Source organism: Halorientalis regularis, assembly GCF_023698535.1.
GTDB lineage: Archaea > Halobacteriota > Halobacteria > Halobacteriales > Haloarculaceae > Halorientalis > Halorientalis regularis.
This window is the reverse complement of sequence record NZ_JALJCL010000014.1, coordinates 18,498-43,220: the sequence shown is the minus strand read 5'-3', so window position 1 is coordinate 43,220 and position 24,723 is coordinate 18,498. Positions and strand designations below refer to the sequence as shown.

Below are 24,723 nucleotides of genomic sequence, written 5' to 3'. Positions count from 1 at the left end.
GAGGTTCCGTGCCACTCGCTGCGAAATCAGTCCGCTAGCTTGGCTTCTCTGTCCCCGTAGATCCGCTCGACTTGCTCGGCGTGTTCGGCCAGGATGTTCCGCCGTTTCTTCTTCAGCGACGGGGTGAGCATGTCGTTTTCCGGCGTCCACTCCTCGGGGACGAGTTCGACCTCCTTGATCGTCTCGTGTTTCTCCAGCGTCCGGTTGACGAGGTTTACGTCCTCGACGACCCACTCCTTGACGCGGGTGTCCTCACAGATGGCGTTGCGCCCGGCCGGCAGGTCGAGGTTCCGGTTGTCGGCCCACCGCCTGATGGCGTCGAAGTTCGGGACGATCAGGGCGGAGACGAACTTCTCGTCGTCGCCCAGCACCATGATCTGTTCGACCCGCGAGGAGGTCGAGAACTCGTCTTCGATGGGTTCCGGGGCGACGTTTTTCCCCGTGTCCAGCACGAGGAGGTTCTTCAGCCGGTCGTGATAGATCAGGTAGTCGCCGTCGACGCGCTCGACGATGTCGCCGGTCTGGAACCAGCCGTCGGCGGTGAAGGCGTCGTCGGTCTTCTCGGGCATCTCCCAGTAGCCCTCCGTGACGTTCGGGCCCTTGACCAGGAGTTCGCCGACGTATCCCTCGGCGTCCGCGAACTGCTCGTCGGACACCTTCGAGGGGTCGATCCGGATGTCCATATCGACCAGCGGCCGGCCGAGCGTCCCGGTCCGGTGATCCTCGGGCGTGTTCGCCGTGACCACCGGCGCGGCCTCGGTCAGGCCGTACCCCTCGAAGATGGGGATGCCCATGCCGTCGAACAACTCGGCGAGGCGGTCGCTCAGGCTCCCGCCGCCGCTGACCATCAGGATAATGTTCCCGCCGAGTTCCTCCTTGACCTTGCTGTAGACCAGCCGCTCGGAGATGCCGCGTTTGAGCGTGAGGCCGAGCCCAGGGTCGTCGGCGCGACTGTACTGGCGGGCCACGTCGACGGCCCACTCGAAGACCCGCTCTTTGACCTCCGAGCCGCTGGCCTGCTCGCGGGCCTGGGCGAAGATGCGCTCGTACACCCGCGGCACGCTCGCGCCCCCGTGGGGCTGGATCTTCTTCAGGTCCTCGTCGACCGTGTCGGTACTCTGGGCGTAGCCGACGGTCGCGCCGGCCGCGAACATCAGGAAGTGCCCGACCGTCCGCTCGAAGACGTGGGCCAGCGGGAGGAGCGAGATCGTTCGTTTGTCCGAGTCCAGCACCGGCATGTCGTCGTCCTTGTCGGGTCGCGGACCCACGCGCTTCCAGAGCTGGTTGATGTTCGACCGGAAGTTGTGGTGAGTCAGCTTCACGCCCTTGGGTTTGCCCGTCGTCCCGGACGTGTAGACGAGACTCGCCAGGTCGTGGCTGTCCAGGTCGTCGAGCCACTCGCTGTATTCGTCATCGTCGTACTGTTCGACACCCATGTCGTAGACGTCTTCGAGCGTGCGGATCTGATCGACGTGATCGTACCGGTCGAGTTCGTCCATGACGACCACGAAGTCCAGACTCAGGTCGTCCTGAACCCTGACGAGTCGGTCGAGCAGTCGCTCGTTCTCCACGATCACACCGGTCGCGCCGGGGTCGTTGAGCAGGTACTTGATCTGTTTGGGCGAGGACTCCGTGTAGATCGTCGTCACCACGCCGCCGCCGGACATGAGGGCGAAATCGGTGAGCGCCCACTCCATCCGGGAGTCGGACATGATCCCGACGCGATCCCCCGACGTGACACCCAGCTCGCGGAAGCCCGCGGCCAAGTACCGCACGAGTTCCCCCATCTTCTCGTAGGTGATCGACGTGTACGCCCCCGGCTCGGGTTCGTCGACGACTGCCGGCGTCAGCGACCGCGGATAGATTCCCCCCTTGTACATCTGTGCCTCGCCGTCGCCGTTGCGTTCGACACTCGCCGCGAACAGTTCGGGGATCGTATCGTCCCCGATCACCTCGTCCGTGTACTCCCGTTCGGACTCGAGCCACCCCGGATCCCCAGATTTGGTCATAACGTTAATTCCCAACTGGCAGAAATATAAATCTTCAGTTGCGACAGTGAACCCGGCTCGCAGGTGCGCTGGCGATGGAACGAGGCGACCGTGGCGGTCCTCGATGGGTGACGATGGACGCCGATACCGCCGGCCGACGGCGCAGCGTCGTCGACTCGAAGGCATCGGTTACCGGGTTCTTCGCGGACGAACTCGCGGTCGGGTAAGGGCCACATAGCCCGAGACGCCCGCCTGCAGCCCTCGCGACAGGGACGCCTTACGGCGAGCCGAGGCACCGATTACTGGTAAAAAATGCCGGATAGCTACGGACCTGCACCGCCGCTCTCCGATGGGGGTCGTCGCTGGCGGTGTGTCACCGCTCGGTGGCCACCCGACACCTCCCGGCGGGACCGTCGGCCCCGGCCCGTCCCCGGTCTCTCCCCCTCTCCCGTTTCCGGACGGCGAGCGCTGTGGCTGTCGGAGCCGGCGACCGCGAAAAAACGAATCGGTTGGTGTCCGACTGCGCTTCGCTGGCTCGCGGCTATCGCCGCTCGCTCGTTCGAGGACTCGCTTCGCTCGTCCTCCGTGCCTCGCGGGTCGTTCCTCCCCGCTCGGCGTTCAGAGATTCTCCCGCTGGTCGAATCTCTCTTTAGTCGTCGGCGGGCGCACCGGAGCCGCTGTCGGCCTGCTTCTTGGTGTGGGAGAGCTTCCCACCGTCGGCGAGGATTTCACGTTCGCGCTCGGAGGCGTCCAGCGTGGCGGTGAGTTCCCAGTCGTCGTTGACGCGGACGGTGAACTCTTCCTGCCCGGAGCGGACGGCCTCGGCGACGTCGTCGACGACTTCGATGTCGTCGCCCTGCTCGATGTTCTCGTAGTCGGCCTCGTCGATCTCCAGGGGCAGGAGACCGAAGTTGAAGAGGTTCGCCTTGTGGATGCGGGCGAAGCTCTGTGCGAGGACGCCCTCGATACCGAGGTACATCGGACAGAGGGCCGCGTGTTCACGCGAGGAGCCCTGCCCGTAGTTCTCGCCGGCGACGAGGAAGCCGCCGTCGCTGTCGAGTGCGCGCTGGGCGAACGTGTCGTCGACACGCGAGAGCGTGAACTCGCTCAGCTTGGGGATATTCGACCGGTACATCAGGATGTCCTGGGTCGCAGGGATGATGTGGTCGGTCGTGATGTTGTCCTCCATCTTCAGGAGGGCCTCCCCTTCGAGGTCGGCGTCGAGTTCGTCCTTCAGCGGGACGTCGCCGATGTTGGGCCCCTTGACGAGGTCGTCGTCGACGGGGTCGTCCGGCGTGATGATGTCGTTCTCGGCACCCTCGTACTGGTCGGGGAGCTCGAAGCCGGGCGCTTCGAGGTCGTCCAGTTCCTCGGCGAGGTTGCGCGGGTCGACGATCTCGCCCTTGATGGCCGCCGCGGTGGCGACTTCCGGCGAACAGAGGTAGACGTTGTCGTCCTCGATGCCCGAGCGGCCCTCGAAGTTGCGGTTGAAGGTCCGCAGGGACACGGAGTCGCTGCCGGGGACGTGGCCGATGCCGATACAGGCACCACACGTCGCCTCGGAGTAGTTGACGCCGGCCGCCATCATCTCGGCGGTCCAGCCTTCACGGGCCAGCATCTCGCTGGCCTTCTTCGAACCGGGCGCGACGATCATCTCGGTGTCGGGCTGGATGGAACGGTCTTCCAGCATCTTCGCGGCGGGGAGGATGTCCTCGTAGCCACCGTTCGTACAGGAGCCGATCATGACCTGGTCGACATCGACGCCCTCGACCTCGCTGACCGGGACGACGTTGTCCGGCATCGACGGCTCGGCGATGAGCGGCTCGAGATCCGAGAGGTCGATGGTGAGCTGGTCGTCGTACTCGGCGTCCTCGTCGGGCTGGAGTTCGACGTACTCGTCTTCGCGGCCCTGGCGCGCGAGGTAGTCCTCGGTCTTCTCGTCGGTCGGGAAGATCGAGGAGGTCGCGCCCAGTTCCGTCCCCATGTTGGTGATGGTCGTCCGTTCGGGGACGCTCAGACTCTCGACACCGGGTCCGGTGTACTCGAAGATCTTGCTGACCCCGCCCTTCACGCTGAGGCGGCGCAGCATCTCGAGGATGACGTCCTTGGCGGTGGCCCACTCGGGCAGCTCGCCTTCCAGACGGACGTTGACGACCTCGGGCATCTCGATGTAGTAGGCACCGCCACCCATCGCGACGGCCACGTCGAGCCCACCGGATCCGATGGCCAGCTGACCGAGGCCGCCGGGGGTCGGCGTGTGGGAGTCCGAACCGAGGAGCGTCTTGCCAGGCGCGGCGAAGTTCTCCTTGTGGACGTTGTGACAGATACCGTTGCCCGGACGCGAGAAGTACGCGCCGAACGTGCCTGCGGCCGAACGCAGGAAGCGGTGGTCGTCCGTGTTCTTGAAGTCGAACTGGTAGGTCTGGTGGTCACAGTACTGCGCGGCCAGTTCCGTCTGGACTTCGTCGAGGCCCAGCGCCTCGAACTGCAGCCACACCAGCGTGCCGGTCGTGTCCTGTGTCAGGACCTGATCGATCTCGATCCCGATCTCCTCGCCGGTCTCCAATTCGCCTTCGACGAGGTGATCGTCGAGAATTTTTTCCGTAAGCGTCTGTCCCATAACGTCTGTTCGTCGACTGTCCGTCGACATAAATCATGCGAGTTTCCGATATCAGGTCTCCAGCATCCCTAGTACCCCTTTGATGTCATCCATTGTCGTGGGAAATCGTGTGTCTGCGTGATGCTGGCCCCCAACCGCACTCTCGGGTTCGGACCCGACACACCCCGCGGCCGCGGCGCGCACACAGACCGGCAGAGATTTGGGCGCGCTGGTCGGTCACTCGCCCATGTTCAGAAGCGGCGCGTTCCTGGCCGAGCACCTCGGCGACCTGTGCGAGTCACAGGTCCAGCCAAACGGCGTCGACCTCACGCTGGGGGCCGTCTTCGAGCAGGAGAGTGTCGGACGGATCGAACGCGGCGGCAAGACCATCGGCGACCGCCGGGAACTGGAGTCCGACGACGACGGCCTCTACCACCTCGAACCCGGTGGATACGTCGTCCAGTACGCCGAGCGCATCGCGATTCCGGAGGAACACGTCGGCTTCCTCTACCCCCGATCCTCACTGCTACGCAACTCCTGTATGCTCGACACGGCGATCTGGGACGCCGGCTACGAGGGGCGCGGCGAGGGCCTGCTGGAGGTCCACCACGAGATCGAACTCCAGCAGGGAGCCCGCATCGCCCAGTTGACACTGGCGGCGGCCGATCACGAGGGGACCTACGACGGCTCTTACCAGCGCGAGAACCTCTGAGAGCGCCGGCGGCGCTCGACCGCTCGCCGGAGCGCGACCACTTCCTCGCGGACGGCGGCCCACTGCTCGGTCGTGCCGGGCAGCGACCGCTCGCCGGTGGCTCCGATCCCGCCGCCGAAGCCGTCAGTCTCGCCCACCATCCTCGCCCTCCGTGGCGTCATCGGTGGCCCCGTCGCGACCGTCGGCCTCGACGGCACACCGCATCGCGCGCAACTCGGTGCGGATGTCGTCGAGTATCTGCTCTGGGTCCTCGCTCGCGTCGTCGCCGTCCTCGCCACCGCCCTTCCCCCGCGCCCGGCGGCTCTGTTCGTTGATTCGTTGCTGGACCGCCTTCGGGTCGGGGACGGCCCGGAACTGCATCTCGACACCGGTGCCACCGGCCGGGGAGATGTCGACGGTGCCGTAGCCGACGTCGTTCCCCAGCGCCCCTGCGAGTAATAGCTGTTCTGGACCTTCTCGAACTCGATCTTCTGTACGTCACGCGACAGGACCCCGCTCTTGCGGTAGAGCGCCTCGTTCGTCAGCAGGTACACCGTGTTCTCGCGGTTCAGGTATGCCCCGACGACGATGGGAATCCCGATCAAAAAGAGCGAGAGTGGGAGCCCCACGATCAACGCGGGGACGATGCTGTAGACGTGGGGTTTCCCCGACCACTGTACCTGCTCGCCGTCGTCGAGCGTGAGCCAGTCGAACTCGCTGCCCGCGGCGTCGGAGGACTCGGGCGCTTCGGTCGCCATACGGCCCGATTGTTGGAGGACCTACACACGCCACACTGTCGTCGATGGGGTGTTGAAGCCAGGCGCAGTGGTCGCTGTGGGAACCAGTGGCTCCAGACCTCGACGGCGACCGACACGTCCGGTGATTTTACACGTCCGTTTCCCGTTCGCCGGATATGGACGGACGCGAGAGCTCCCTCGACCGGCGCTCGCTCCTGCAGGCGGGACTGGCCGGCAGCGGACTCCTGCTGGCGGGCTGTACGAGTGATTCGGGCTCCGGAACGCCGACCGACGAGAGTACCGACGACGCACCCGCGGCGACGACCACGACCGAACCCACCGGCCCCATGTCCGGGCCGCTCCACGAGACGTTCGAGGACGGGAACTACGACAGCGACCCCAGATGGCAGGCCGACTACGAGGAGGGGATCGGCGAGGTGGCCGTAATCGACCGCCAGGGGCCCGACGGCGGCGGGAAGGCCCTGCGAATCAGCGACGCGACCGACGAGCAACTGAACGAGCGCGGGAACTCGGCGAGTGCCACGCTCGCTCGCCCCAGCACCGGCTGGGACGGCGAGTGGACACTCGACGGCCAGTTCTACGCCGCCGACGTTCCGGGCGGCGAGTACGCCGACGACGGCCACGTCGCCATCGGGCTCTACGAGTCGAACGTCGAGCTCCTGGTGAACCCCCGCGTGGAGTTGCTCTTTTTCGACGCCGAGGGCGGGAACCGCGAGGCCGAGACGAGAGAGCGAGTCCTCGACGAGGGCCACTGGTACAACTACGAACTGTCCCACGACGGGACAGGCACGTACGAGGCGACCCGCTGGCGGGCCGACGGCGACCGGGCTGCGGGGCTCTCGGTGACGGCCGACCGCCAGCCGCCCAGTGCCGAGGAGACACTCGCCCTGGTGACCTACGGCGGCTATCCGGAGTTCATCGACCAGGATACACCCTCGCCGCGGCCGGAGCCGGGGAGCTATCGCCTGACCGCCGACCACGCCTACGTCCGGTGGCGACCCGGCCAGTGAGCCGTCCACCAAGCTGATATACCCGCTCGTGGAACGGGCGTGGTAGATGCGCCCACGTCGGACGGCCGTGACGACGGTATTGGCTCTCCTCGCGCTCGCCGCGGGCGCTGGCGTCGCGAACCCGTCCTCGGCCGCCGACGCGACACAGACCGGTGACGGCAACCTGACCACGTTCGTCGCGCCGGGCGACACGCTCCAGGCGCTCCGGGCCGGGACGGCCACGGACATCCTCACCAAACGACAGCGCGTGGCGCTCTCCGACGCGCTCGTAGTGCGCGTATCGACGCCCGGGCTGGGCGCGGCGGTGGCCGACCAGCCCGGCAACACCACGACCGAGCGATTCCGGGCGTTGCTGTCGAGCCCGGACGCGACACTCACCGCCGTCGAGATCACGTCCGGTGACGACCCGCCGCGAGCCATCGACCTGACCGCCGAGCAACTCGTGGTGCGTCGCGTCGACGAGGACACGTTCGATCTGATTTACGACACCGGCCGGTTGCGCGCGACCGCCGACACGAACGACAACGGCCTCGCCGACGAGGGCCCGGGGACGGCCATCGCCCCCGTCAGGGTGTTCGAGTTCGAGTTCACACACGACGGGGTGTCCGCCGCGTCCTCGCTGGGGATCTTCCCCGCCGCGGTGACCTTCTCGACGCCGCCGGACGACGGCGTGGTGCTGTACCCGTTACCCGCCCAGCGGCTGGTCGGGCAGACACTGCTGGCACCCGGGACGACGCTCACCATCTCGCTCGACGGCGTGGGACACCCCTTCTCGGTCGAGCGGACGACGACCGTCACCGGCCGCCAGCAGTCGTTCGCCAACCTCACGCTGGACCTGACCGACGCGCCCGCCGGCATCCCGCTCGCCGTCACGGCCAGCCTCGACGGGCAACGCCTCCGGCGGACACGGGGCCGGCTCGCCGAGCTGACCGCCTCGTTCACCACGGTCCCGACGGACGCTCCCCGAAACCGGCTCCAGTTCCGGAACGTCTCGCTGTCCAGCGGTGGCTTCCTCGTGGTCAGGAACGGGCCGGACGGCCCGCTCGTCGCCAACCGGTACGTCGCGGCCGGCGAGTACGACTCGCTGACGGTCCAGTACCGGCGACCGGTGACGGCCGATTCGGTGGTCGCGACCGCCTACGTCGACGTGGACGGTGACCGCCTCTTCGAGGGCGGCGGCATCGACCGCCCCTTCCGACGGAACGGCGAGCCGGTCTCGTCGGTCGTCGACCTCGAGGAACCGACGCCGACGACTCCCAGCACGCGAACCGACGCGCCGACCGCCGAACCGACGACATCACCGTCGACCGACACGGCGACGGCCGCCCCCTCGTCACCGACCGCGACCGGTACGCCGTCACAGTACCGGCTCACCGACGCCAGCGGCGACGGCTTCGGCCCCGGCGTCGCGCTCGCGGCTCTCCTGCTCTGCCTCGCGGCGCTCGCCCGTCGCGACTAGTCGGCGGTGTGGCCGGCGAACTTCTCGCGGACCTTCTGGACCTTGGGTCGGACGTTGGCCGCGCAGTAGGGCTTGTTCGGGTTCTTCTCGAAGTAGTCTTGGTGATACGCCTCGGCCTCCCAGAACCGCTCTAAGGGTTCGATCTCGGTCACGATGGGGTCGTCGTAGACGCCTTCCGCTTCGAGTTCGTCGACGAACCGCTCGACGGTCTCGTGCTGGCCGTCGTCGTGGTAGTAGACGGCCGACCGGTACTGGGTGCCCACGTCCGGCCCTTCGCGATCCTTCGTCGTCGGGTTGTGGACGCTGAAAAACACCTCCAGCAGGTCCTCGTAGTCCAGTACGTCGGGATCGTAGGTCACCTGAACCGCCTCGGCGTGGCCGGTCTCGCCGCGACAGACCGCTTCGTATGTCGGGTCGTCGACGTGGCCGCCACAGTAGCCCGAGACGGCCGACTCGACGCCGTCGAGTTGCTTGAACGCCGCCTCGATACACCAGAAACACCCGCCCGCCAGGGTCGCCCGGTCGCTCTCGCTCATCACCCGCGATAGGGGCCCCAGTGCCGTAAGTTCCTCGCCCACTCTGTCCCGGCGTCGATCCGTGTCCCGCCGTCAGGGCTCCTCGCGGTCGACTCCCGGGTCCGCGTGGTCGCCCTCGCCCTCGATAATCTCGGCTTTCCGCTCGATGTCCCGGAGGGCTCGTTCCTGCTCGCCGCGGGCGATCCCGCCGGACTCGGCGTGTCGGCCGCTGTACTGACGGCCGGGGATGAAGTCCCAGACCGAGCCGGTGTCGTCGGCTGCTCCCGCGTCGTCCGACGCTGCCCCGTCCGTCCCGGCGTCGCCCGCCGACCGCTCGCGACCGAGGCCGATCCATCCGAGGACCGCTCGCAGAGGCCCGAGCATGCCTCCCGCTTGCCCCTCCACCGACAAGTCGCTTCCCCCGCTGGCCGACCGTAGCCGGATCGTCCCGGAATAAAGGGCCTCGGTTCGCCAGTAGTGGGCAGTAGTGTCTCCGATCCGAACGGATACACGTCACGGGACCCCGCTGTCCGCTGGCTGCACGACGCGTGCCTGCATGGTCCCCGTGACGAGGGGCCGACTCGCCTCCGGAATCGGTCGTCCCCTTCCGCTGTCGGGGCCGGACACGGACAGACCACAAGCCACGTGTCCGTCGGTGTGGTACGGTCGACACACGATGTCAGAAGACGATACCCCGTCCGACTCCGACGAGGAGCGCACGCTCATCCGCACCGGTCGCGACTTCGAGCAGGAGTACCGCCTCGACGCGGACGAGGCGGGTCGGTTCCTGATCGACCTCGGCGAACAGCTCCGCGCGGGCGACGAACTGACCATCTCGACCGACGAGTGGGAACTCCCCTTCGCGTTCGGCGAACCCGTCGAACTGGAAGTCGACTTCGAGGGTGTCGACGACCCCGAACTGGAGATCGAACTGGCGTTGCCGGGCCGTCCCGACGAGCGCGCGCCGGACGTGGAGTGAGAGCGGTCCGGCGTCCCGGTCCGTGCAGCGAATCAGGCGCTGGCTTCGCCACCGACCAGTCCCGATCCGGCGACGACGGAGATCGTCACCAGCGCGAAGCCGAGCAGCGAGAGGTTCGGGATCGTGAGCCCGAGGATGGGAAGTCGCCACTGGATCGCGGCGCACGCGCCGCCGAACGCACAGCTACTCGACGTGACCTGCAACACGGAGTGATAGCTAGCGAGCGCCAGCCCCGCGAGCGAGAGGGGCAGGGCGGTCTTCCAGACCGCCGGTCGCAACTCGACCGTCGCCACGCCGAGGACGACGACGAGCGGGTACATCAGGATTCGCTGGTACCAGCACAGGTCACAGGGGACGAGGCCGAGCCCGAGGCTGAAAAACAGGCTTCCGGCGGTCGCGACCGCGGCGACCAGCGTCCCGGCGGTGAGCCAGGCGGCCGGGTCGGGCAGGTCAGGCATTCTCGATCGCGGCTTCGATCCGGGTTCTCGTCTGCTGTTGGTTCCCCGGATTCACGAGGCTGTCACCGATCCGGAGCGTCGGCGTCCCGCTGACGCCCAGTTGCTGGGCCCGCTGACTCGTCGCCCGGAGCGCGTCGTCGTACTCGTCGGTCTGGACGGCGCGCCGGACCGCACCCGGATCGGAGACGCTCGCGGCCTTCGCGAACGCTTCGAGTTTGTCCGGCGTGGCCCAGCGCTGGGCTTCCGGTGGCTGGTTCCGGAAGACGACCTCGTGGAAGCGCCAGTACGACGACGGGTCGGTGTTCCAGACGGCCAGTCCGGCCTGGCCCGCGCTCGGCGCGTCGGGCCCGAGGAACGGATCGCCGCCGAAGTAGGCGAGGTTCCGGAACTCGATCCGCAGGTCTCCGGGCGCGACGTAGTCGGTGACCAGCGTCGGCAGGAACCCCTCACCGAACCGTGCACAGACGGGACACTTCCAGCTCCCGAAGTAGGTGACGGTGGCAGTCGCGTCGGCACTGCCCATCACGGCGTAGCGGTAGTCGCCGGGCGAGTCGGGGATCGACGCGGTGCCGACGGGCCCCGGCTCGCTGGTCTCGATGTCCTCGACCCCGCCCAGCACGTTGCTGAGCGCGATCCCGCCGGCCGCGACCCCACCGATCGCGAGGACGCCGCCGCCGACCAGAAAGGCGCGCCGCGGGAGGCCGCGGACGGCCGCCCCGACCCCGCCGTTCGAGAGGCGGTCCCCGAACGTGATCGAATCGACCTCGTTCTCGGCCCGGTTGGCGTCACGGCGGGACAGGTCCTCGGGATGGGCGACCAGCCAGTGGCGGTACAGCGCCGCCTTCTCTTCCCCCGCGACCCGTTCCCCACAGTAGTGACAGGCGCCGTGAGCCTCCCAGGCGTGACTCCGTGCGCCCCCTGCCGAATCGAACCCCTCGCCACAGACCGGACAGTCGTTCCCGGACATCGCTCGTGTACCAGGGAAAAAATTCTTGACACGGTATAACAAGCCTGTCGGTCCCGTCCCGCCGGCCGACGGTCGTCGGATCGGGTCGAAGCACCGATTGCTCGTCGGGGTGATCGAGGCCCCGTGTGTGGACGCGGCTCAGTCCCCACCTGATCCTCGTTCGTCGACGGTCTCCAGAAAGGCAAGGATCGGGCTCTCGTCGGTCTCGACGTACTCGTAGTCGACGGCGTCGAGGCCCTCCAGAATCTCCACGCGGACGTGGGCGCGGATGCGCTCCGGGTCGGTCGTGTCGGCGTCGATGTCGCCGATCAGCGCGGTGTCGTGGGTCAAAAAGCCGAACCGCTCGATGTCGATGTCCGGCAGGCTCTCCGAGAGCCGGAGGGCGTTCTCCACGTCCTGTTCGGTGTACTCGTCGGTCGTTCGGTAGGCGTAGCCCTCGGTCTCGGGGTTGTCGACCGCCAGCACGACCACGCTGTCGCCGTCCCGTGCGCGCACGTCGAGGTACGGTTGACCGAGGCTCGTCCCGCCGGGCTCCGCGGTCAGGGTGTACGGTACGTCCTCGGCGAGCGTGGTGAACACGTCGCGGTGGAAGGCGGTGAGGCGCTCCCGTGCCGTCCGCTGGTCGTCGGCCAGTTCGCGGTAGGCGTCTTCCCACTCCGGAAGGAGCCTGACCGGTCCCGCCGTCTCCCGCCTGACCGCGCGCTTCTCGGGCCTGCTGAGGGGGTACTCACGGTCTTGTGCGTCGTGGAGCGTGTCGGCGTTGGCCCGCCTGAACGCCGCCGTCAACTCCGTCCGGAGTTCCGTCCGCTGGTCGTTGAGCGACTGCTCGACGGCCCGCAACTCCCGTTCGAGCTCGAACACCTCCTCGAAGTCCAGTTCGGAATCCATGGGTTGGCACCGGACGGCCGGTTTGGGGGCACTACCGGTCGCCGCGACTTGTGCGTTCGGGCGAGTTCGGGTGTCGGGACCGCGACTCGTCTCGGTCCACCGCGAGCGGCCCCCGAACAGCCGAAGTTCCTTTGGCGGAGACGACTGAAATCCCACCATGGCCGACGAGGAGATCGACGACGTGGACAGGGCGATCCTCCGGGCGCTCCAGGAGGACGCACGGAACATGTCCTCGGGGGACATCGCGGAGCGAACCGGGACCTCGGACAGCACGGTTCGCAAGCGCATCCAGCGCCTGGAGTCCGAGGGGATCGTCAAGGGGTACAGCGCCGACGTGGACTACGCCAAGTCAGGGTATCCGCTCCGGATGCTGCTGTTCTGTACGGCCTCGATCCCCGAGCGCGGGGAACGGATTCCCGAGATCCTCGCCATCGACGGCGTCGTCTCGGTCCAGGAACTGGTCACCGGCGAACAGAACCTGCTCGTCACGGTCGTGGGGGAGTCCGACGACGACATCACGCCGGTCGCACAGGAACTGCTGGAGATGGGGCTGACCGTCGCCGACGAGGTCCTCGTCCGGAGCCACGAGACGACGCCATTCGGCGGGTTCGACTCCGAAGCAGAGTCATCGTAGAACCACGCGTTTCACGTCGAGCGGCGTCGCACGGCGAACTACGGCCCGGATCGGGTCCGCGGTGCCGGCCAGGTTGTCCGACTCGCCGTCGAGTACCAGCAGTGCCGCGTCCCGGCCCGGTTCGACGACGCCGCAGTTCAGCCCGACGGCCTCGGCACCGGCCGCCGTCGCCATCCGGAGGACCTCCCGGGCGGTCACGTCGAAGGCCTTCGCGGTGACGGCCATCTCGCGGAACATCGAGGGCGGATTGAGCATCACGTTGTCCGTCCCGAGTGCGACCGTCGTGTGGTCCAGCAGGTCGCGGATCGGCGGGCGACCGACGCTCAGCACCTGGTTCGCACGCGGGCACACGGCGACTGGCACGTCCTGATCGGCGACCCGTTCGAGGTGGTCTTCGTCGGCGTGGACCATGTGGACGAGCAGGTCCGGGTCGAGGTCGAGCGCGGGGTGGATGTCGGTCGCGTCCGGCTCGCCGGCGTGGATGGCGAACGGAACCCCCGCGTCGCGGGCGGCCGCCCGCTCGGTCTCGAAGTCGTCGTCGTTCGCACCGCTGGCGCCGTACCCGTCCGCCACGTCGAGGACGCTCGTTGGCCCGCTTCCGAGGACGAACGGCGTAACCGGAGTCTCGTCCGCGGCCGCCCGAAGTGCGCGAGCGCCCGTCGGTCCGGACTCGCGGAAGTCGAGACACGCCGCCGTCCCCGTCTGCGCCATGAACTGGAGCGTGCGGCGCATCTCGGTGACGAGGGTGTCCCGGTCGGCGGCCGCCAGCCGCCGGTGTTTCAGGCTGTCCGGCGGTGCGACGGCCGCTTCGAGGCCGAGGTCGACGGCCGCCTCCTTGGCCACCGAATCCCCGAGGTGGGTGTGTGCGTTGACGAACGCCGGCACGACGATGTCCGTCGCGTCCACGCTGGCCCGCTCGACGGCCGTTATCCGACCGTCCTCGACGACGACGCGGCCCTCGACGGGCTCGAACGACGATCCAGATACGACCGTCCCCTCGAACTGTTGCATACGCAACGCTGGTCTGGCTGCACAATATCGCTTTCTAACTCGGAATAGCGAACGGGCCGGTAACGAAACCAGATTTCACGACCGGTACGTCCGCGATCATCGGCCGGCGGAGCCACGACGGCGACGGATCCCGCCCGTGACACCCAGCCCGCCGAGACCGGATGCCGCCGTATTTCTCCCCCTAACACCGACGAACGGCCGCTGAACGTTCCTCTGGAGGGAGCGCGGTGCCGTGTGATGACGTACCATCATTTAGACCATAATGTTCTATAATGGGGCTTATAGAGAACAATTTGATCGTATAGAAGGATTTAATACACAGTTCGTTCGTACTATGGGTGAAGGCGGCGACATCAGTTCGCCGGGGTCGCGGTGGTCCCGGTGAACTGGTGTGGTGCCGCTCACAGAGCAAACGATGACAGGACAGACCGGGCCGAAAACGGTGGGACAGCTCCCGAATACGTCGACGTCGACGCCGCGTGCGCCGGCGGTGTTCACGCGCTTCGTGTGGGCACTGTTCGTCGCGAGTCTGGGTGCGCTCGTCGCGCGACAGCTGACAGGTGGGAGCTGGGAGGCCCCCGGACTGGTAGTCGTCGACGGATTGACCGTCCTGCTGTGGGTCGTGGTCACCTTCTTCAGCGGTATCGTTCACAGTTACTCGCGGCGCTACATGGCCGGGAGCGAACACGTCACGCGCTTTTTCACGCGCCTGTTCGCGTTCACGCTTTCCGTGATGGTGCTGGTCGCCGCCGACCACGTCGCCCTGTTTGGGGCCGCGTGGCTGGCGATGGGGCTGGTGATGGCCGACCTGATCGGGACCGTTCGCGGCTGGCCACAGGCCCAGGCCGCCGCGGCGCTCGCCCGCCGGTACTTCGTCGCCAGTAGCCTGTTGCTGGGCGCGGCCCTCGCGACGCTGGCCTGGGCGACGGGCGCGACGACCGTCTCGGGCATCCTGACGGCCGTCGACACGGTCTCGAACTCGATCCTGCTCGTGGCCGCGGGCCTGCTCCTGCTGGCCGCGATGGTCCAGTCGGCGCTGATCCCCTTCCACACCTGGTTGCTCTCCTCGATGACCGCGCCGACGCCGGCCTCGGCGCTGATGCACGCCGGGTTCGTCAACGCGGGCGGCATCCTCCTCCTTCGCTTTGCCCCCGTCGTCACCGTCGACGCGACGTTCATGCTCCTGGTCACGGTCGTCGGCGCGGCCAGCGCACTGCTGGGCAAGCTCCTGAAGGCCGTCCAGACCGACGTGAAACGCAAACTCGGCTGTTCGACGACCGGGCAGATGGGCTTCATGATCGCACAGGCTGGCCTCGGCTTCTTCGGGGCCGCCATCGCCCACCTGATCCTTCACGGGTTCTACAAGGCCTACCTGTTCCTCTCGACCGGCGAACAGGTCGAACACACCAGCCCGGAGAAATCGACGACCGGGACGGCGACCCTCGTCGGCGGTGCCGTGACGCTCCTCACGGCCGTCGCCGGCGGTGCCCTGTTCGCCCTCCTCACCGGGAAAGGGACCCACCTCGACAGCGGGCTCCTGCTGACGGGCCTGATCTCGTTGACGACGCTGCACGCGACCTGGACCGTCGTCAAGAATACGGACGTTCCGGCCGCGTTCCGGTACGGCGCCGTCCCGCTGGTCTTCCTGCCCGCCATCGCCGTCTACGCCGGCGTCTACACCGCGGTGGCCGCGGTCCTGGCCGGCGTCCCGCTCGTGACGGCACCGACCGACCTGACGCTGGTCCACGGCCTCGTCGCGGTCGCCTTCCTCGTGGCCTACGTCGCCATCGAGACGGGTGCCTATCAGCGGAGCCATCGCCTCTACGTGGCGCTGGTCAACGCCTCACAGCCGTCGTCCGGAACCCTGCTGACCGCCACGGAGGACTACAATGAATACTGACTCAGCGATATCTGAGAGCATCGAACAGGCAGCAGACAGCGTCGGCTCGGTCTGGCCGCTCCACTCGTTCGTGACGGCCAACCCCCTCGCCGGGTTCGAGGACCAGCCGTTCCACGAGGCCGTCGAGCGGGCCGAAGACCTGCTCGGCGGCGACGGCTACCCGAGCCCCGACGTGTTCCGCCGGGCCTGGGAGACGGGCCAGATCGACTCCGACGTGCTGGCCGCGAAACTCGACGAACACGGCTACGACGCCGACCCCGAGACCCTGCTCGACCGGCTGGAAGCGACCGCCGACTCGACGCCGGACATCGACACGGCCGAGACGCCCGCGGACCGCGTCGACGCCGTCCTGACGAAGTGGCTCGCGGCCTTCCTGGACCAGGGGACGGCCACCTGGTCGATGCCCGACCGCGAGCAGGGGTTCTACGCCGCCGTCCGGTCGGTCGCCCCCCACGACGGCGCCATCCCCGACGGGTCCGCCGACGCGTGGCCCGCGGCCCCCACCGACGCCATCGAGCGCGTCCTCGCCGACCACCCGAGAGACGCGTGGCCGGCGGTCTTCGAGCACCACCTCACTGCGCTCCCGGGCTGGACCGGGTTCATCAAGCAACGCGCCGCGGACGACGACGCCTGGCAGTCGACGTACCCGATCACGCTGGCCGGCTACCTCGCCGTTCGCCTCACGCTGACCGACCTGTTCGACGCGCAGGTGCTGCCCGCCGACCCGTCGACCGACGCCGAGGCAACCGACGACGACTCGGTCGCCCTCGAAGAGGTCTGGCTCTCGGCGTGGGAAGCCAGCTACCGCTCGGAACTGGTTGAGGCCGTGGCCGACCGCAGTGCCACGGCCGCCGAGACCGACGAGGACGGCCGCCCCGACGCCCAGTTCGTGTTCTGTATCGACACGCGCTCTGAGATCATCCGCCGCCACATCGAGACCGCGGGCGACTACGAGACCCACGGCTACGCCGGCTTCTTCGGCATCCCGATGCGGTACGAGGGCTACGACGCCGACGTGAGCGTCGACGCGTGCCCGCCCATCCTCGACGCCCAGCACCGCATCACCGACCGCCCGACCGCCGACGCCGGCGACCAGGCGACCTACGACCGCTGGTCGAGCGTCACCGAGGCGGGCGGCAAACTGATCAAGTCGCTCAAATCCAACGCCGCGACCGCGTTCAGCTACGTCGAGAGCGCGGGCAGTGGCTACGGGCTGGCACTGGCCGCCCGGACGCTCCTGCCCGGCCGCGTCTACGACGCCCACGAGGCCACCGACGAGCGCGTGCCCGACGCCCACGAGTTCTGTGAGCCCTCCGTCGACTACAACCCCGACGCCGTGACCGAGATTCGGGAAGGGCTCACGCTCGACGAGCAGGTCGAGTACGCCGCGACGGCCTTCGAGTTGATGGGCTGGGAGCAGTTCGCCCGCCTCGTCGTCGTCGCCGGCCACGCCAGCCAGACCGCGAACAACCCGTTCGACTCGAGTCTGGACTGCGGGGCCTGCGCCGGCAACCCCGGTGGCCCGAACGCCCGCGTTCTCGCGACAATCTGCAACGACGAAGCAGTCAGAGCCGAACTCCGCGAGCGCGGCCACGACATCCCCGAGGACACGGTCTTCGTCGCCGGCGAACACAACACGACGACCGACGAAGTCGAACTGTACGACGGGGCGGTCCCCGAGAGCCACGCCGACGACCTCGAACAACTCCGCGCCGACCTGGAGACCGCTCGCGCCGGCGCGGCCGCCGAGCGCGCCGACGACATGGGTGCAGGCGAGAACGCTGGCGTCCGCGAGACCGAACGCCGCGCCGCAGACTGGGCCGAGACCCGCCCCGAGTGGGGGCTGGCCGGCAACGCCGGCTTCGTCGTCGGCCCGCGCGAGCTCACCGAGAACCTGGATCTGGACGGCCGGTCGTTCCTCCACTCCTACGACTGGGCGACCGACGACGACGGCGACGCGCTCGAAGCCATCGTGACCGGCCCCATGGTCGTCACGCAGTGGATCAACACCCAGTACTACTTCGCCACTGTCGACAACGGCGTCTACGGCAGCGGCTCGAAGGTCACCCACAATCCCGTCGGCAACGTCGGCGTCTACCAGGGCAACGGCGGCGACCTGATGACCGGTCTCCCGCTCCAGTCGCTCATGGCCGCCGACGACGAGCCCTACCACCAGCCGCTCCGCCTCTCGACCGTGATCCACGCGCCGGTCGAGCGCGTGACCGAGATCCTCGCCAACAACGAGGCCGTCACCGAACTGCTGGACAACGGCTGGCTCTCCCTGACGGTCGTCGACCCCGAACAGGACCACCGCGCGTTCCACTACGACGGCGAACTCAGCTGGACCGACCACGAGACGGCGGCGACGGTGACGCCGACCCCGACCGACGAGGCGACCGCAGAAGCGACCGCCGACGACTGATCGGGGTTCGGACCCGCTCGTCCCCCCGGTACTCCAGTCGGTCCATCGACACCACCACACCTGCGGTCTGCAACGTTTATACTCCTCTCGCAGTGAGTAGGCCCATGCCCGGCGATCGTGTCACAGTCTCTCTCACCGACGACGCCCAGTCGTCGCTCGAACAGCTCACCGAACGAACCGACGAGAACCGGAGCGAGATCATTCGGGAGGCGATCTCGTTCTACGCCGCCAACTTCGAGTCGGCGCGAGCGAGCAACAGCGATGCCCTCCAGACGTACTACCGGATGCTGACGACGGGCGAACACGTGTTGCTCGACGTGGATCTGCTGCACGCCTTTCTGGACAACGTCGAGGACGACGACGGGCCGGACCCGGAGTTCCTCGACACTGTCGACCGCGTCGCCGCGTATCACACCCAGGAGTACGCACAGCGGTTCGATTCGCTGGGGGAGATCCTCGAATGGCTCTCCTTCTGTGGGTTCCTGACGGTCCGTGAGACCGAAGGGGACAGCTACCAGGTCGTGTTCCCGTCCGAATCGGTCCGCTGGTTCATGACGCGGTTCATCCAGAGGAGCATCGACGATCTTCCCTTCGAGGTCGAGGTCGAGGAGAGCGTCTCGAAAGTATTACTGAGAGAGTGTGAACAGTGAGAGCGTCTTCTCACGGTTTCATACGTCTGATGCACTGAATGCACAGTTTTCTCAACAACCCTTTTTTCCTACTGGTAGCATCGTGATACCAGATCACAAGACAGAATCATGAACGTTATCCAACGGCTCAAAGCGATCGGTCCCGGTGCGATGGTGGCGGCGGCGTTCATCGGTCCGGGGACGGTAACGACGGCGAGTGTGACTGGTGCCCGACTCGGCTACGCGCTGCTGTGGACGATCGCGTTCTCGATCGTCGCGACGATCGTTCTGCAAGAGATGTCGGCCCGGCTCGGGCTGGTTTCGGGTGAGGGGCTCGGCGAGGCGCTCCGGAACCGCTTCGACAACCCGCTCGTCGAGTACGTCAGCATCTTCCTCGTCGTCGGTGCCATCGGCATCGGGACCGCGGCCTACGAGGCCGGGAACATCCTGGGCGGGGCCGCCGGACTGGCGACGATCACCGGCGTGAGTTCGACGGTCTGGGGCGTCGTGATGGGCCTCGTCGCCGGGGCCTTGCTGTTTACCGGCAAGTACAAGCTGATCGAGCGGGCACTGGTCGGCCTCGTGATCGTCATGGCGCTTTCCTTCGTCGCCTCGGCGGTCCTGATCGGCCCGGATCTGGGGGCCATCGCCGTCGGCTTCGTCCCCGGGATTCCGGACGGTTCACTCTACCTGATCACCGGGTTGATCGGGACCACCATCGTCGGCTACAACCTCTTCTTGCACGCGAGCAACGTACAGGAGCGATGGTCCGGGCCCGCGGATATCTCCGAGTCCCGGACCGACACGATCCTCTCGATCGCCGTCGGGGGGTTCATCACGATCACGATCATGGTCACCGCGGCGGCCGCGTTCCCGACCGGGACCGAGATCAGCGACGTGGGGCAGATGGCCCAGCAACTCGAACCGCTGGCGGGGCCCTACGCGAAGATCTTCTTCAGCATCGGGCTGTTCGCCGCCGGCTTCACCAGCGCGACGACCGCGCCGCTGGCCGGCGCGTGGGCGACGACGGGTGCCCTCGGCTGGGATTCCGACCTCAAGAGTCCGAAGTTCCGTGCGGTCTGGGGCGTCATTCTGGCGGTCGGTGTGCTCTCGGTGCTTCTGGGGGGGAGTCCGGTCCAGATCATCGTGTTCGCGCAGGTCGTCAACGGCGTCCTGCTCCCCATCGTCGCGATCTTCCTCATCTACGCGATGAACCAGACCGACCTCCTCGGGGAGTTCACCAACGGCCGAGTCGCGAACGCGCTCGGGGCCATCGTGACGCTCATCGTGGTCTGGCTGGGCCTTCGAACACTGTTGAGTGTCGCCGGGGTGGTCTGAGTGAATGAGCGAGTCGTCGGTGTCGACGTGGGCGGCACGTTCACCGACGTGACCCTGCTGGTCGATGGGGACCTCGTCACGGCCAAAGTTCCGAGTACGGACGATCAGAGCGACGGCGTCATGGCCGCCATCGAGAAGGCCTGTGCCGACGCCGGGATCGAACCCGAGGAGATCGAGGGCTTCTCCCACGCCATGACCGTCTCGCTGAACGCCCTCCTCGAAGAGTCGGGGGCCAGAACCGCGCTCGTGACGACCGCGGGGTTCCGGGACGTGCTGGAGATCGGCCGGCAGGACCGCCCCGACCTGTACGATCTCGACGCGGAGAAACCCGCGCCGCTCGTCCCCCGGCGTCGACGGTACGAGGTCGACGAGCGAACGACGACCGAGGGCGTCGAACGGCCGGTCGACGAGGCCGAGGTCCGGGAAGTCGCGGACGCGATCCGCGAGAGCGACGCCGAGGCCGTCGCCGTCTCGCTGTTGCACGCCTACGCCCACCCCGAGAACGAGCGGACGGTCGCCCGCGTCCTCCGCGAGGAACTGGCCGTGCCCGTCTCGGCGTCCCACGAGGTGCTGGCGGAGTTCCGGGAGTACGAGCGGACCTCGACGACCGTCGTGGACGCGTACCTGCGACCCGCCATCGACCGCTACGTCGGGCACCTCTCGGAGCGGGCCACCGACGCCGGCCTGCCCGAACCCCGAATCATGCAGGCAAACGGCGGCATCACCGACGCCGAGACGGTCCGACACAACGCCGTCCTGACGGCGCTGTCGGGTCCGGCCGCGGGCGTCGTCGGCGCAAACGAGATGGCGACTGCGGAAAACGACGACGGCGCGCGACTCGTCACGTTCGACATGGGCGGGACCTCCAGCGACGTGAGTCTCGTGCGTGACGGCGAGGTCGAGCGCACGACCGATGGCGAGATCGCCGACCGCCCGATCCGGACGCCGCTGGTCGACGTCGAGACTGTCGGTGCCGGCGGGGGCTCCATCGCGTGGGTCGACTCCGGCGGTGCGCTCCGCATCGGCCCCCGATCGGCCGGTGCGGAACCGGGTCCGGCCTGTTACGGTCGCGGCGGGACGGAACCGACCGTCACGGACGCCAATCTCGTCCTCGGATACATCGGGTCGAGTACCAGCCTCGGCGGGGAACTCTCGCTCGACGAGGGAGCGGCCCACGACGCGATGGCCGACCTCGCCGAGCAGGCCGGGATGGACGGGCCGGTCGCGGCCGCCCGGGGTGTCTACCGGGTCGCCAACGCGAACATGACGCGTGCGATCCGGTCGGTCACGGTCGAACGCGGCTTCGACCCCCGGAAGTTCGGCCTCGTCGCCTTCGGCGGTGCCGGCCCGATGCACGCCGTCTCGATCGCGAGCAACCTCGATATGGAGCGGGTGGTTATCCCACGCGCGTCGGGCGTCCTCTCGGCGTACGGCCTGCTGGCGGCCGACGAGAAACAGGACGCGGTCCGGACTTACCAGCGCCCGCTCGAATCCGTCGACCCGGACGCCGTCGAACCGATCTACGACGAGCTGGTCGACGACGTACTGGCCGAGATCAGTGACCCCGAGCGAGTGACGGTTCGGTACTCGGCCGATCTGCGCTACGCCGGCCAGAGCTTCGAACTCGCCGTCGAGGTCGGTGACTCGTTCGATCCCGTGGACGCCCGCGACCGGTTCGAGGCGTCCCACGAGGTCGCCTACGGCTACCGGATGGACGAACCGGTCCAGCTGGTCAACTGCCGCGTGACGGCGACGGTCGACCGCGACGTGCCGCCCGTCGACTACGACGCGGCCGGCGACCCGCTCAAGGGGGACCGCGATGCGATCTTCGAGGACGGCGTGTACGAGACGCCAGTGTACGCCCGCGGGCGGCTCCAGCCGGGGCGCACGCTGGGTGGGCCGGCGGTAATCGAACAGGACGAGAGCACGGTCGTCGTCCCCCCGGCCTGGGACGTGCGGGTGCGTGACGACGGGGCTCTCGTCTCCGAGGTGACCGAACCATGACCGACGACATCGACCCAGTGACCCTCGAAATCCTGCGGAATCAGCTCGAAAGTATCGCCGAGGAGATGGGACACGTTCTCATCACCGGCTCGTACTCGCCCAACATCAAGGAGCGACAGGACTGTTCGACCGCGCTGTTCGACGCCGACGGAAAGATGATCGCACAGGCCGAACACATCCCGGTCCACCTCGGCGCGATGCCCGACGCCGTCGACGCGATCATCGACGACGACCCGAAGCCGGGCGATGTCTTCATCGTCAACGACCCCTTCGCGGGCGGCACCCACCTCCCCGACATCACGCTCGTCTCGACCATCGCGCCCCACGACGAGGTGATCGGGTTCGCGGTCTCGCGCGCCCACCACGCCGACGTCGGCGGGAGCGCGCCCGGCAGTATGCCGCCGGGAGCCCAGGAGATCTACGAGGAAGGCTTGCGCCTGCCCGCTGTGCGCCTCGTCGACGGGGGCGAACTCAACGACGCGGTGCTGGACGTGTTGCTGGCCAACGTCCGGACCCCCGACGAGCGCCGGGCGGACCTGCGGGCCCAGCGGGCCGCCAACGAGCGGGCCGAAGAGCGGATCGGCGAACTGCTCGACGACCACGGCTCGCTGTTGCTCGACGCGTTCGACGCCGTCGTCGACTACTCGCAGGCCCGCATCGAGTCCGAGATCGCCGACCTCCCCGACGGCGAGTACCGCGCCCAGGACATCCTCGAAGGGGATGGCGTGAGCGACGACGACATCCCCATCGAGGTGACGGTCACCGTCGACGGCGACCGGATCGCGGTCGACTTCGCGGGCACCGCCCCGCAGGTGACCGGCAACCTCAACGCGCCGCTCTCGGTCGCCAAGAGCGCCGTCTACTTCGTCGTCCGGGCGATCACCGACCCGGAGATCCCGTCGAATCACGGCTGTTACGAACCGGTCAGCGTCACCGCGCCCGAGGGCACGGTGCTCAACCCCGAACCACCGGCCGCGGTGGTCGGCGGGAACGTCGAGACGAGCCAGCGCGTGACCGACGTGACCCTCGCGGCACTCGCCGAGGCGATCCCCGAACGGCTCCCCGCCGGCGGGCAGGGGACGATGAACAACCTCATCATCGGCGACCGCGAGGGCGAGTTCACCTACTACGAGACCATCGCGGGCGGCTTCGGTGCCCGCCCCCACAAAGACGGCATGGACGGCGTGCAGGTCGGCATGACGAACACGCTGAACACGCCGGTCGAGTCGATGGAGAGCGAGTACCCGCTCCGCGTCGAGACCTACGCCCTCCGGCCCGACAGCGGCGGCGACGGTGAACACCGGGGCGGGCTGGGACTCGAACGCTCGGTCACGGTCGAGACCGACGCGACCGTCTCCCTGCTCACCGAACGCCGCCGCACCGCGCCCGCCGGCGTCGACGGCGGCGAGGACGGCGCGATGGGCGAGAACCTCGTCGACGGCGAGTCGGTTCCCTCGAAGGCATCCGTCGACGTGAGCACCGGCGCGACCGTGACGATCCGCACACCCGGCGGCGGCGGTCACGGCGACCCGGCCGACCGGGCCGAGGACGCCAGGGAGGCCGACCGCCGTGACGAGAAGGTAACCGAATGACCGCGCGTCTCGGCCTCGTCGTCCCCTCTTCGAACACCACGGTCGAACCGGAGTTCCGGGCGATGACACCCGCGGCGACGACCGTTCACGCGGCCCGGGTGCCGCTCGAAGACGTGACCGCCGACGCCCTCAACGAGATGGCAACCGGTGCCGAACGTGCCGCGGAACTGCTCGCCCACGCCGACGTCGACGGCATCGCCTACGCGTGTACGACTGGCAGTCTCCTGCACGGCCCCGGCTTCGACGCGGAGCTGGAGTCGCGGCTGTCCGACGCGGCCGGTGCGCCGGCCGTCGCGACGGCTCTGTCGGTGAAACGCGCCCTCGCCGCGCTCGATGCCGAGACGGTCGCCGTCGTCACGCCCTACGCCGCCGAACTGAACGACCGCGAGCGGGCGTACCTGGCCGACTCGGGCTTCGAGGTTGCCACCCTCGATGGCCGGGGACTCGTCGACAACACCGCAATCGGCGCGCTGACCGCCGCGGACGCGAAACGGCAGGTCCAATCGGCCGTCCCCGACGACCGTTCGATCGACGCCGTCTTCGTCTCCTGTACGAACTATCGGACTGTTCCGGTCCTGGCCGACCTGGAGGACACGCTCGGCGTCCCCGTGATCTCCAGCAACGCCGCGACGATGTGGGACCTCGCCGACCGGCTGGGCATCGAGTCGAGCCTCGACACGACTCTCACCGCGGTCTGAGCGTGCTGGACCGAGACCCCGCTTCGGCCAGGAAACGGGCGTTCGACTGATGGGCCCTGGCGGGGAACGTCCAGCGTTTTCACGGCTGTCAGCCAGTTGTTTACCGACGTGTTCGGCATTGAGACGGCCGGGTAATGAGACACTGTTCTACCGCTATCCTGTCGGAAATATTAACAAAAATAC

Annotated in this window: 23 protein-coding genes and 1 pseudogene; 13 read left to right on the top strand and 11 right to left on the bottom strand. The window is 67.9% G+C overall.

Annotation, left to right across the window (positions count from 1 at the left end; translation table 11 throughout):
* Positions 1–26 precede the first annotated feature (26 nt).
* The gene (locus MU521_RS16810; RefSeq protein WP_092694094.1) at positions 27–2,009 is read right to left on the bottom strand and encodes an AMP-dependent synthetase/ligase; all 1,983 of its coding nucleotides are present in this window, start codon (positions 2,007–2,009) and stop codon (positions 27–29) included.
* A gap of 74 nt (positions 2,010–2,083) precedes the next feature.
* Here MU521_RS16810 and MU521_RS21510 point away from each other — a divergent pair, with 74 nt between their 5' ends.
* A complete protein-coding gene (locus MU521_RS21510; RefSeq protein WP_281187062.1) occupies positions 2,084–2,215 on the top strand; it encodes a hypothetical protein in 132 nt (43 codons plus the stop codon).
* A gap of 422 nt (positions 2,216–2,637) precedes the next feature.
* Here the strand turns inward: MU521_RS21510 and MU521_RS16805 are convergent, their stop codons facing one another.
* Positions 2,638–4,608, bottom strand: coding sequence for an aconitate hydratase (locus tag MU521_RS16805; RefSeq protein ID WP_092694096.1), 1,971 nt, complete (start codon positions 4,606–4,608; stop codon positions 2,638–2,640).
* 226 nt (positions 4,609–4,834) lie between these two features.
* On the opposite strand from MU521_RS16805, the gene MU521_RS16800 reads away from it, so the two are divergent.
* Entirely contained in the window at positions 4,835–5,299 is a 465-nt protein-coding gene (locus MU521_RS16800; RefSeq protein WP_092694098.1) for a deoxyuridine 5'-triphosphate nucleotidohydrolase, read from the top strand.
* Here the strand turns inward: MU521_RS16800 and MU521_RS16795 are convergent.
* From MU521_RS16795 to MU521_RS21945, 3 genes and pseudogenes are all read right to left on the bottom strand, one after another.
* Positions 5,278–5,436, bottom strand: a complete 159-nt coding sequence (locus tag MU521_RS16795) for a hypothetical protein (RefSeq protein WP_175452907.1) — start codon at positions 5,434–5,436, stop codon at positions 5,278–5,280. The two genes, MU521_RS16800 and MU521_RS16795, sit on opposite strands and share 22 nt — an antisense overlap.
* Positions 5,423–5,659, bottom strand: a complete 237-nt coding sequence (locus tag MU521_RS16790) for a hypothetical protein (protein WP_092694100.1) — start codon at positions 5,657–5,659, stop codon at positions 5,423–5,425. Before MU521_RS16790 ends, MU521_RS16795 begins: the two co-directional genes overlap by 14 nt.
* 116 nt (positions 5,660–5,775) lie before the next feature.
* Positions 5,776–6,036: pseudogene (locus MU521_RS21945) on the bottom strand (PH domain-containing protein); the annotation flags it as partial.
* A 155-nt stretch (positions 6,037–6,191) separates the two neighbouring features.
* On the opposite strand from MU521_RS21945, the gene MU521_RS16785 reads away from it, so the two are divergent.
* Positions 6,192–7,046 (top strand): hypothetical protein, encoded by an 855-nt coding sequence (locus tag MU521_RS16785; protein WP_092694102.1) that lies wholly within the window; start codon positions 6,192–6,194, stop codon positions 7,044–7,046.
* A gap of 46 nt (positions 7,047–7,092) precedes the next feature.
* Positions 7,093–8,505: a DUF7282 domain-containing protein gene (locus tag MU521_RS16780; protein WP_092694104.1), complete on the top strand. Its 1,413-nt coding sequence runs from the start codon at positions 7,093–7,095 to the stop codon at positions 8,503–8,505.
* On the opposite strand, the gene msrA is transcribed toward MU521_RS16780, so the two are convergent.
* Positions 8,502–9,041 carry a peptide-methionine (S)-S-oxide reductase MsrA gene (gene msrA / locus MU521_RS16775; protein WP_092694106.1) on the bottom strand — a complete coding sequence of 180 codons (540 nt, stop codon included), beginning with the start codon at positions 9,039–9,041 and terminating at the stop codon, positions 8,502–8,504. The genes MU521_RS16780 and msrA overlap by 4 nt on opposite strands.
* 72 nt (positions 9,042–9,113) lie before the next feature.
* A complete protein-coding gene (locus tag MU521_RS16770; RefSeq protein ID WP_092694108.1) occupies positions 9,114–9,404 on the bottom strand; it encodes a hypothetical protein in 291 nt (96 codons plus the stop codon).
* Between the two features lie 292 nt (positions 9,405–9,696).
* Here MU521_RS16770 and MU521_RS16765 point away from each other — a divergent pair, with 292 nt between their 5' ends.
* Positions 9,697–9,999, top strand: a complete 303-nt coding sequence (locus MU521_RS16765; RefSeq protein ID WP_092694110.1) for an amphi-Trp domain-containing protein — start codon at positions 9,697–9,699, stop codon at positions 9,997–9,999.
* 32 nt (positions 10,000–10,031) lie between these two features.
* On the opposite strand, the gene MU521_RS16760 is transcribed toward MU521_RS16765, so the two are convergent.
* The 3 genes from MU521_RS16760 to MU521_RS16750 form a co-directional block, all read right to left on the bottom strand.
* Positions 10,032–10,457 carry a disulfide bond formation protein B gene (locus MU521_RS16760; protein WP_092694112.1) on the bottom strand — a complete coding sequence of 142 codons (426 nt, stop codon included), beginning with the start codon at positions 10,455–10,457 and terminating at the stop codon, positions 10,032–10,034.
* Positions 10,450–11,424 carry a DsbA family protein gene (locus MU521_RS16755; protein ID WP_092694114.1) on the bottom strand — a complete coding sequence of 325 codons (975 nt, stop codon included), beginning with the start codon at positions 11,422–11,424 and terminating at the stop codon, positions 10,450–10,452. Before MU521_RS16755 ends, MU521_RS16760 begins: the two co-directional genes overlap by 8 nt.
* A 138-nt stretch (positions 11,425–11,562) precedes the next feature.
* Entirely contained in the window at positions 11,563–12,312 is a 750-nt protein-coding gene (locus MU521_RS16750) for a hypothetical protein (RefSeq protein ID WP_092694116.1), read from the bottom strand.
* Between the two features lie 157 nt (positions 12,313–12,469).
* Between MU521_RS16750 and MU521_RS16745 the strand changes: the two genes are divergently transcribed.
* Positions 12,470–12,946: an Lrp/AsnC family transcriptional regulator gene (locus tag MU521_RS16745; RefSeq protein WP_092694118.1), complete on the top strand. Its 477-nt coding sequence runs from the start codon at positions 12,470–12,472 to the stop codon at positions 12,944–12,946.
* Here MU521_RS16745 and MU521_RS16740 read toward each other — a convergent pair.
* The gene (locus MU521_RS16740; protein ID WP_092694120.1) at positions 12,938–13,957 is read right to left on the bottom strand and encodes an amidohydrolase family protein; all 1,020 of its coding nucleotides are present in this window, start codon (positions 13,955–13,957) and stop codon (positions 12,938–12,940) included. The genes MU521_RS16745 and MU521_RS16740 overlap by 9 nt on opposite strands.
* Before the next feature lie 415 nt (positions 13,958–14,372).
* Between MU521_RS16740 and MU521_RS16735 the strand changes: the two genes are divergently transcribed.
* The 7 genes from MU521_RS16735 to MU521_RS16705 all read left to right on the top strand — a co-directional run bounded on the left by MU521_RS16735 (position 14,373) and on the right by MU521_RS16705 (position 24,540).
* Positions 14,373–15,857, top strand: coding sequence for a proton-conducting transporter transmembrane domain-containing protein (locus MU521_RS16735; protein WP_092694122.1), 1,485 nt, complete (start codon positions 14,373–14,375; stop codon positions 15,855–15,857).
* Positions 15,847–18,279, top strand: coding sequence for a DUF2309 domain-containing protein (locus MU521_RS16730; protein ID WP_092694124.1), 2,433 nt, complete (start codon positions 15,847–15,849; stop codon positions 18,277–18,279). Before MU521_RS16735 ends, MU521_RS16730 begins: the two co-directional genes overlap by 11 nt.
* A gap of 104 nt (positions 18,280–18,383) precedes the next feature.
* The gene (locus MU521_RS16725; RefSeq protein WP_092694126.1) at positions 18,384–18,929 is read left to right on the top strand and encodes a ribbon-helix-helix protein, CopG family; all 546 of its coding nucleotides are present in this window, start codon (positions 18,384–18,386) and stop codon (positions 18,927–18,929) included.
* A 108-nt stretch (positions 18,930–19,037) separates the two neighbouring features.
* Complete coding sequence (locus tag MU521_RS16720; protein ID WP_092694128.1) at positions 19,038–20,246, top strand: Nramp family divalent metal transporter; 1,209 nt, start codon at positions 19,038–19,040, stop codon at positions 20,244–20,246.
* Positions 20,247–22,250, top strand: coding sequence for a hydantoinase/oxoprolinase family protein (locus tag MU521_RS16715; RefSeq protein WP_092694130.1), 2,004 nt, complete (start codon positions 20,247–20,249; stop codon positions 22,248–22,250).
* Positions 22,247–23,842: a hydantoinase B/oxoprolinase family protein gene (locus tag MU521_RS16710; RefSeq protein WP_092694132.1), complete on the top strand. Its 1,596-nt coding sequence runs from the start codon at positions 22,247–22,249 to the stop codon at positions 23,840–23,842. The genes MU521_RS16715 and MU521_RS16710 overlap by 4 nt, the downstream gene beginning before the upstream one ends.
* Positions 23,839–24,540, top strand: a complete 702-nt coding sequence (locus tag MU521_RS16705; protein ID WP_092694134.1) for a maleate cis-trans isomerase family protein — start codon at positions 23,839–23,841, stop codon at positions 24,538–24,540. Before MU521_RS16710 ends, MU521_RS16705 begins: the two co-directional genes overlap by 4 nt.
* The last annotated feature ends 183 nt before the right edge of the window (positions 24,541–24,723 follow it).

Coding starts and splice junctions, on each gene's coding strand:
- MU521_RS16810 (WP_092694094.1), bottom strand. CDS start 2,009: ATGACCAAATCTGGGGATCCGGGGTGGCTCGAGTCCGAACGGGAGTAC.
- MU521_RS21510 (WP_281187062.1), top strand. CDS start 2,084: ATGGAACGAGGCGACCGTGGCGGTCCTCGATGGGTGACGATGGACGCC.
- MU521_RS16805 (WP_092694096.1), bottom strand. CDS start 4,608: ATGGGACAGACGCTTACGGAAAAAATTCTCGACGATCACCTCGTCGAA.
- MU521_RS16800 (WP_092694098.1), top strand. CDS start 4,835: ATGTTCAGAAGCGGCGCGTTCCTGGCCGAGCACCTCGGCGACCTGTGC.
- MU521_RS16790 (WP_092694100.1), bottom strand. CDS start 5,659: ATGCAGTTCCGGGCCGTCCCCGACCCGAAGGCGGTCCAGCAACGAATC.
- MU521_RS16785 (WP_092694102.1), top strand. CDS start 6,192: ATGGACGGACGCGAGAGCTCCCTCGACCGGCGCTCGCTCCTGCAGGCG.
- MU521_RS16780 (WP_092694104.1), top strand. CDS start 7,093: ATGCGCCCACGTCGGACGGCCGTGACGACGGTATTGGCTCTCCTCGCG.
- msrA (WP_092694106.1), bottom strand. CDS start 9,041: ATGAGCGAGAGCGACCGGGCGACCCTGGCGGGCGGGTGTTTCTGGTGT.
- MU521_RS16770 (WP_092694108.1), bottom strand. CDS start 9,404: ATGCTCGGGCCTCTGCGAGCGGTCCTCGGATGGATCGGCCTCGGTCGC.
- MU521_RS16765 (WP_092694110.1), top strand. CDS start 9,697: ATGTCAGAAGACGATACCCCGTCCGACTCCGACGAGGAGCGCACGCTC.
- MU521_RS16760 (WP_092694112.1), bottom strand. CDS start 10,457: ATGCCTGACCTGCCCGACCCGGCCGCCTGGCTCACCGCCGGGACGCTG.
- MU521_RS16755 (WP_092694114.1), bottom strand. CDS start 11,424: ATGTCCGGGAACGACTGTCCGGTCTGTGGCGAGGGGTTCGATTCGGCA.
- MU521_RS16750 (WP_092694116.1), bottom strand. CDS start 12,312: ATGGATTCCGAACTGGACTTCGAGGAGGTGTTCGAGCTCGAACGGGAG.
- MU521_RS16745 (WP_092694118.1), top strand. CDS start 12,470: ATGGCCGACGAGGAGATCGACGACGTGGACAGGGCGATCCTCCGGGCG.
- MU521_RS16740 (WP_092694120.1), bottom strand. CDS start 13,957: ATGCAACAGTTCGAGGGGACGGTCGTATCTGGATCGTCGTTCGAGCCC.
- MU521_RS16735 (WP_092694122.1), top strand. CDS start 14,373: ATGACAGGACAGACCGGGCCGAAAACGGTGGGACAGCTCCCGAATACG.
- MU521_RS16730 (WP_092694124.1), top strand. CDS start 15,847: ATGAATACTGACTCAGCGATATCTGAGAGCATCGAACAGGCAGCAGAC.
- MU521_RS16725 (WP_092694126.1), top strand. CDS start 18,384: ATGCCCGGCGATCGTGTCACAGTCTCTCTCACCGACGACGCCCAGTCG.
- MU521_RS16720 (WP_092694128.1), top strand. CDS start 19,038: ATGAACGTTATCCAACGGCTCAAAGCGATCGGTCCCGGTGCGATGGTG.
- MU521_RS16710 (WP_092694132.1), top strand. CDS start 22,247: ATGACCGACGACATCGACCCAGTGACCCTCGAAATCCTGCGGAATCAG.
- MU521_RS16705 (WP_092694134.1), top strand. CDS start 23,839: ATGACCGCGCGTCTCGGCCTCGTCGTCCCCTCTTCGAACACCACGGTC.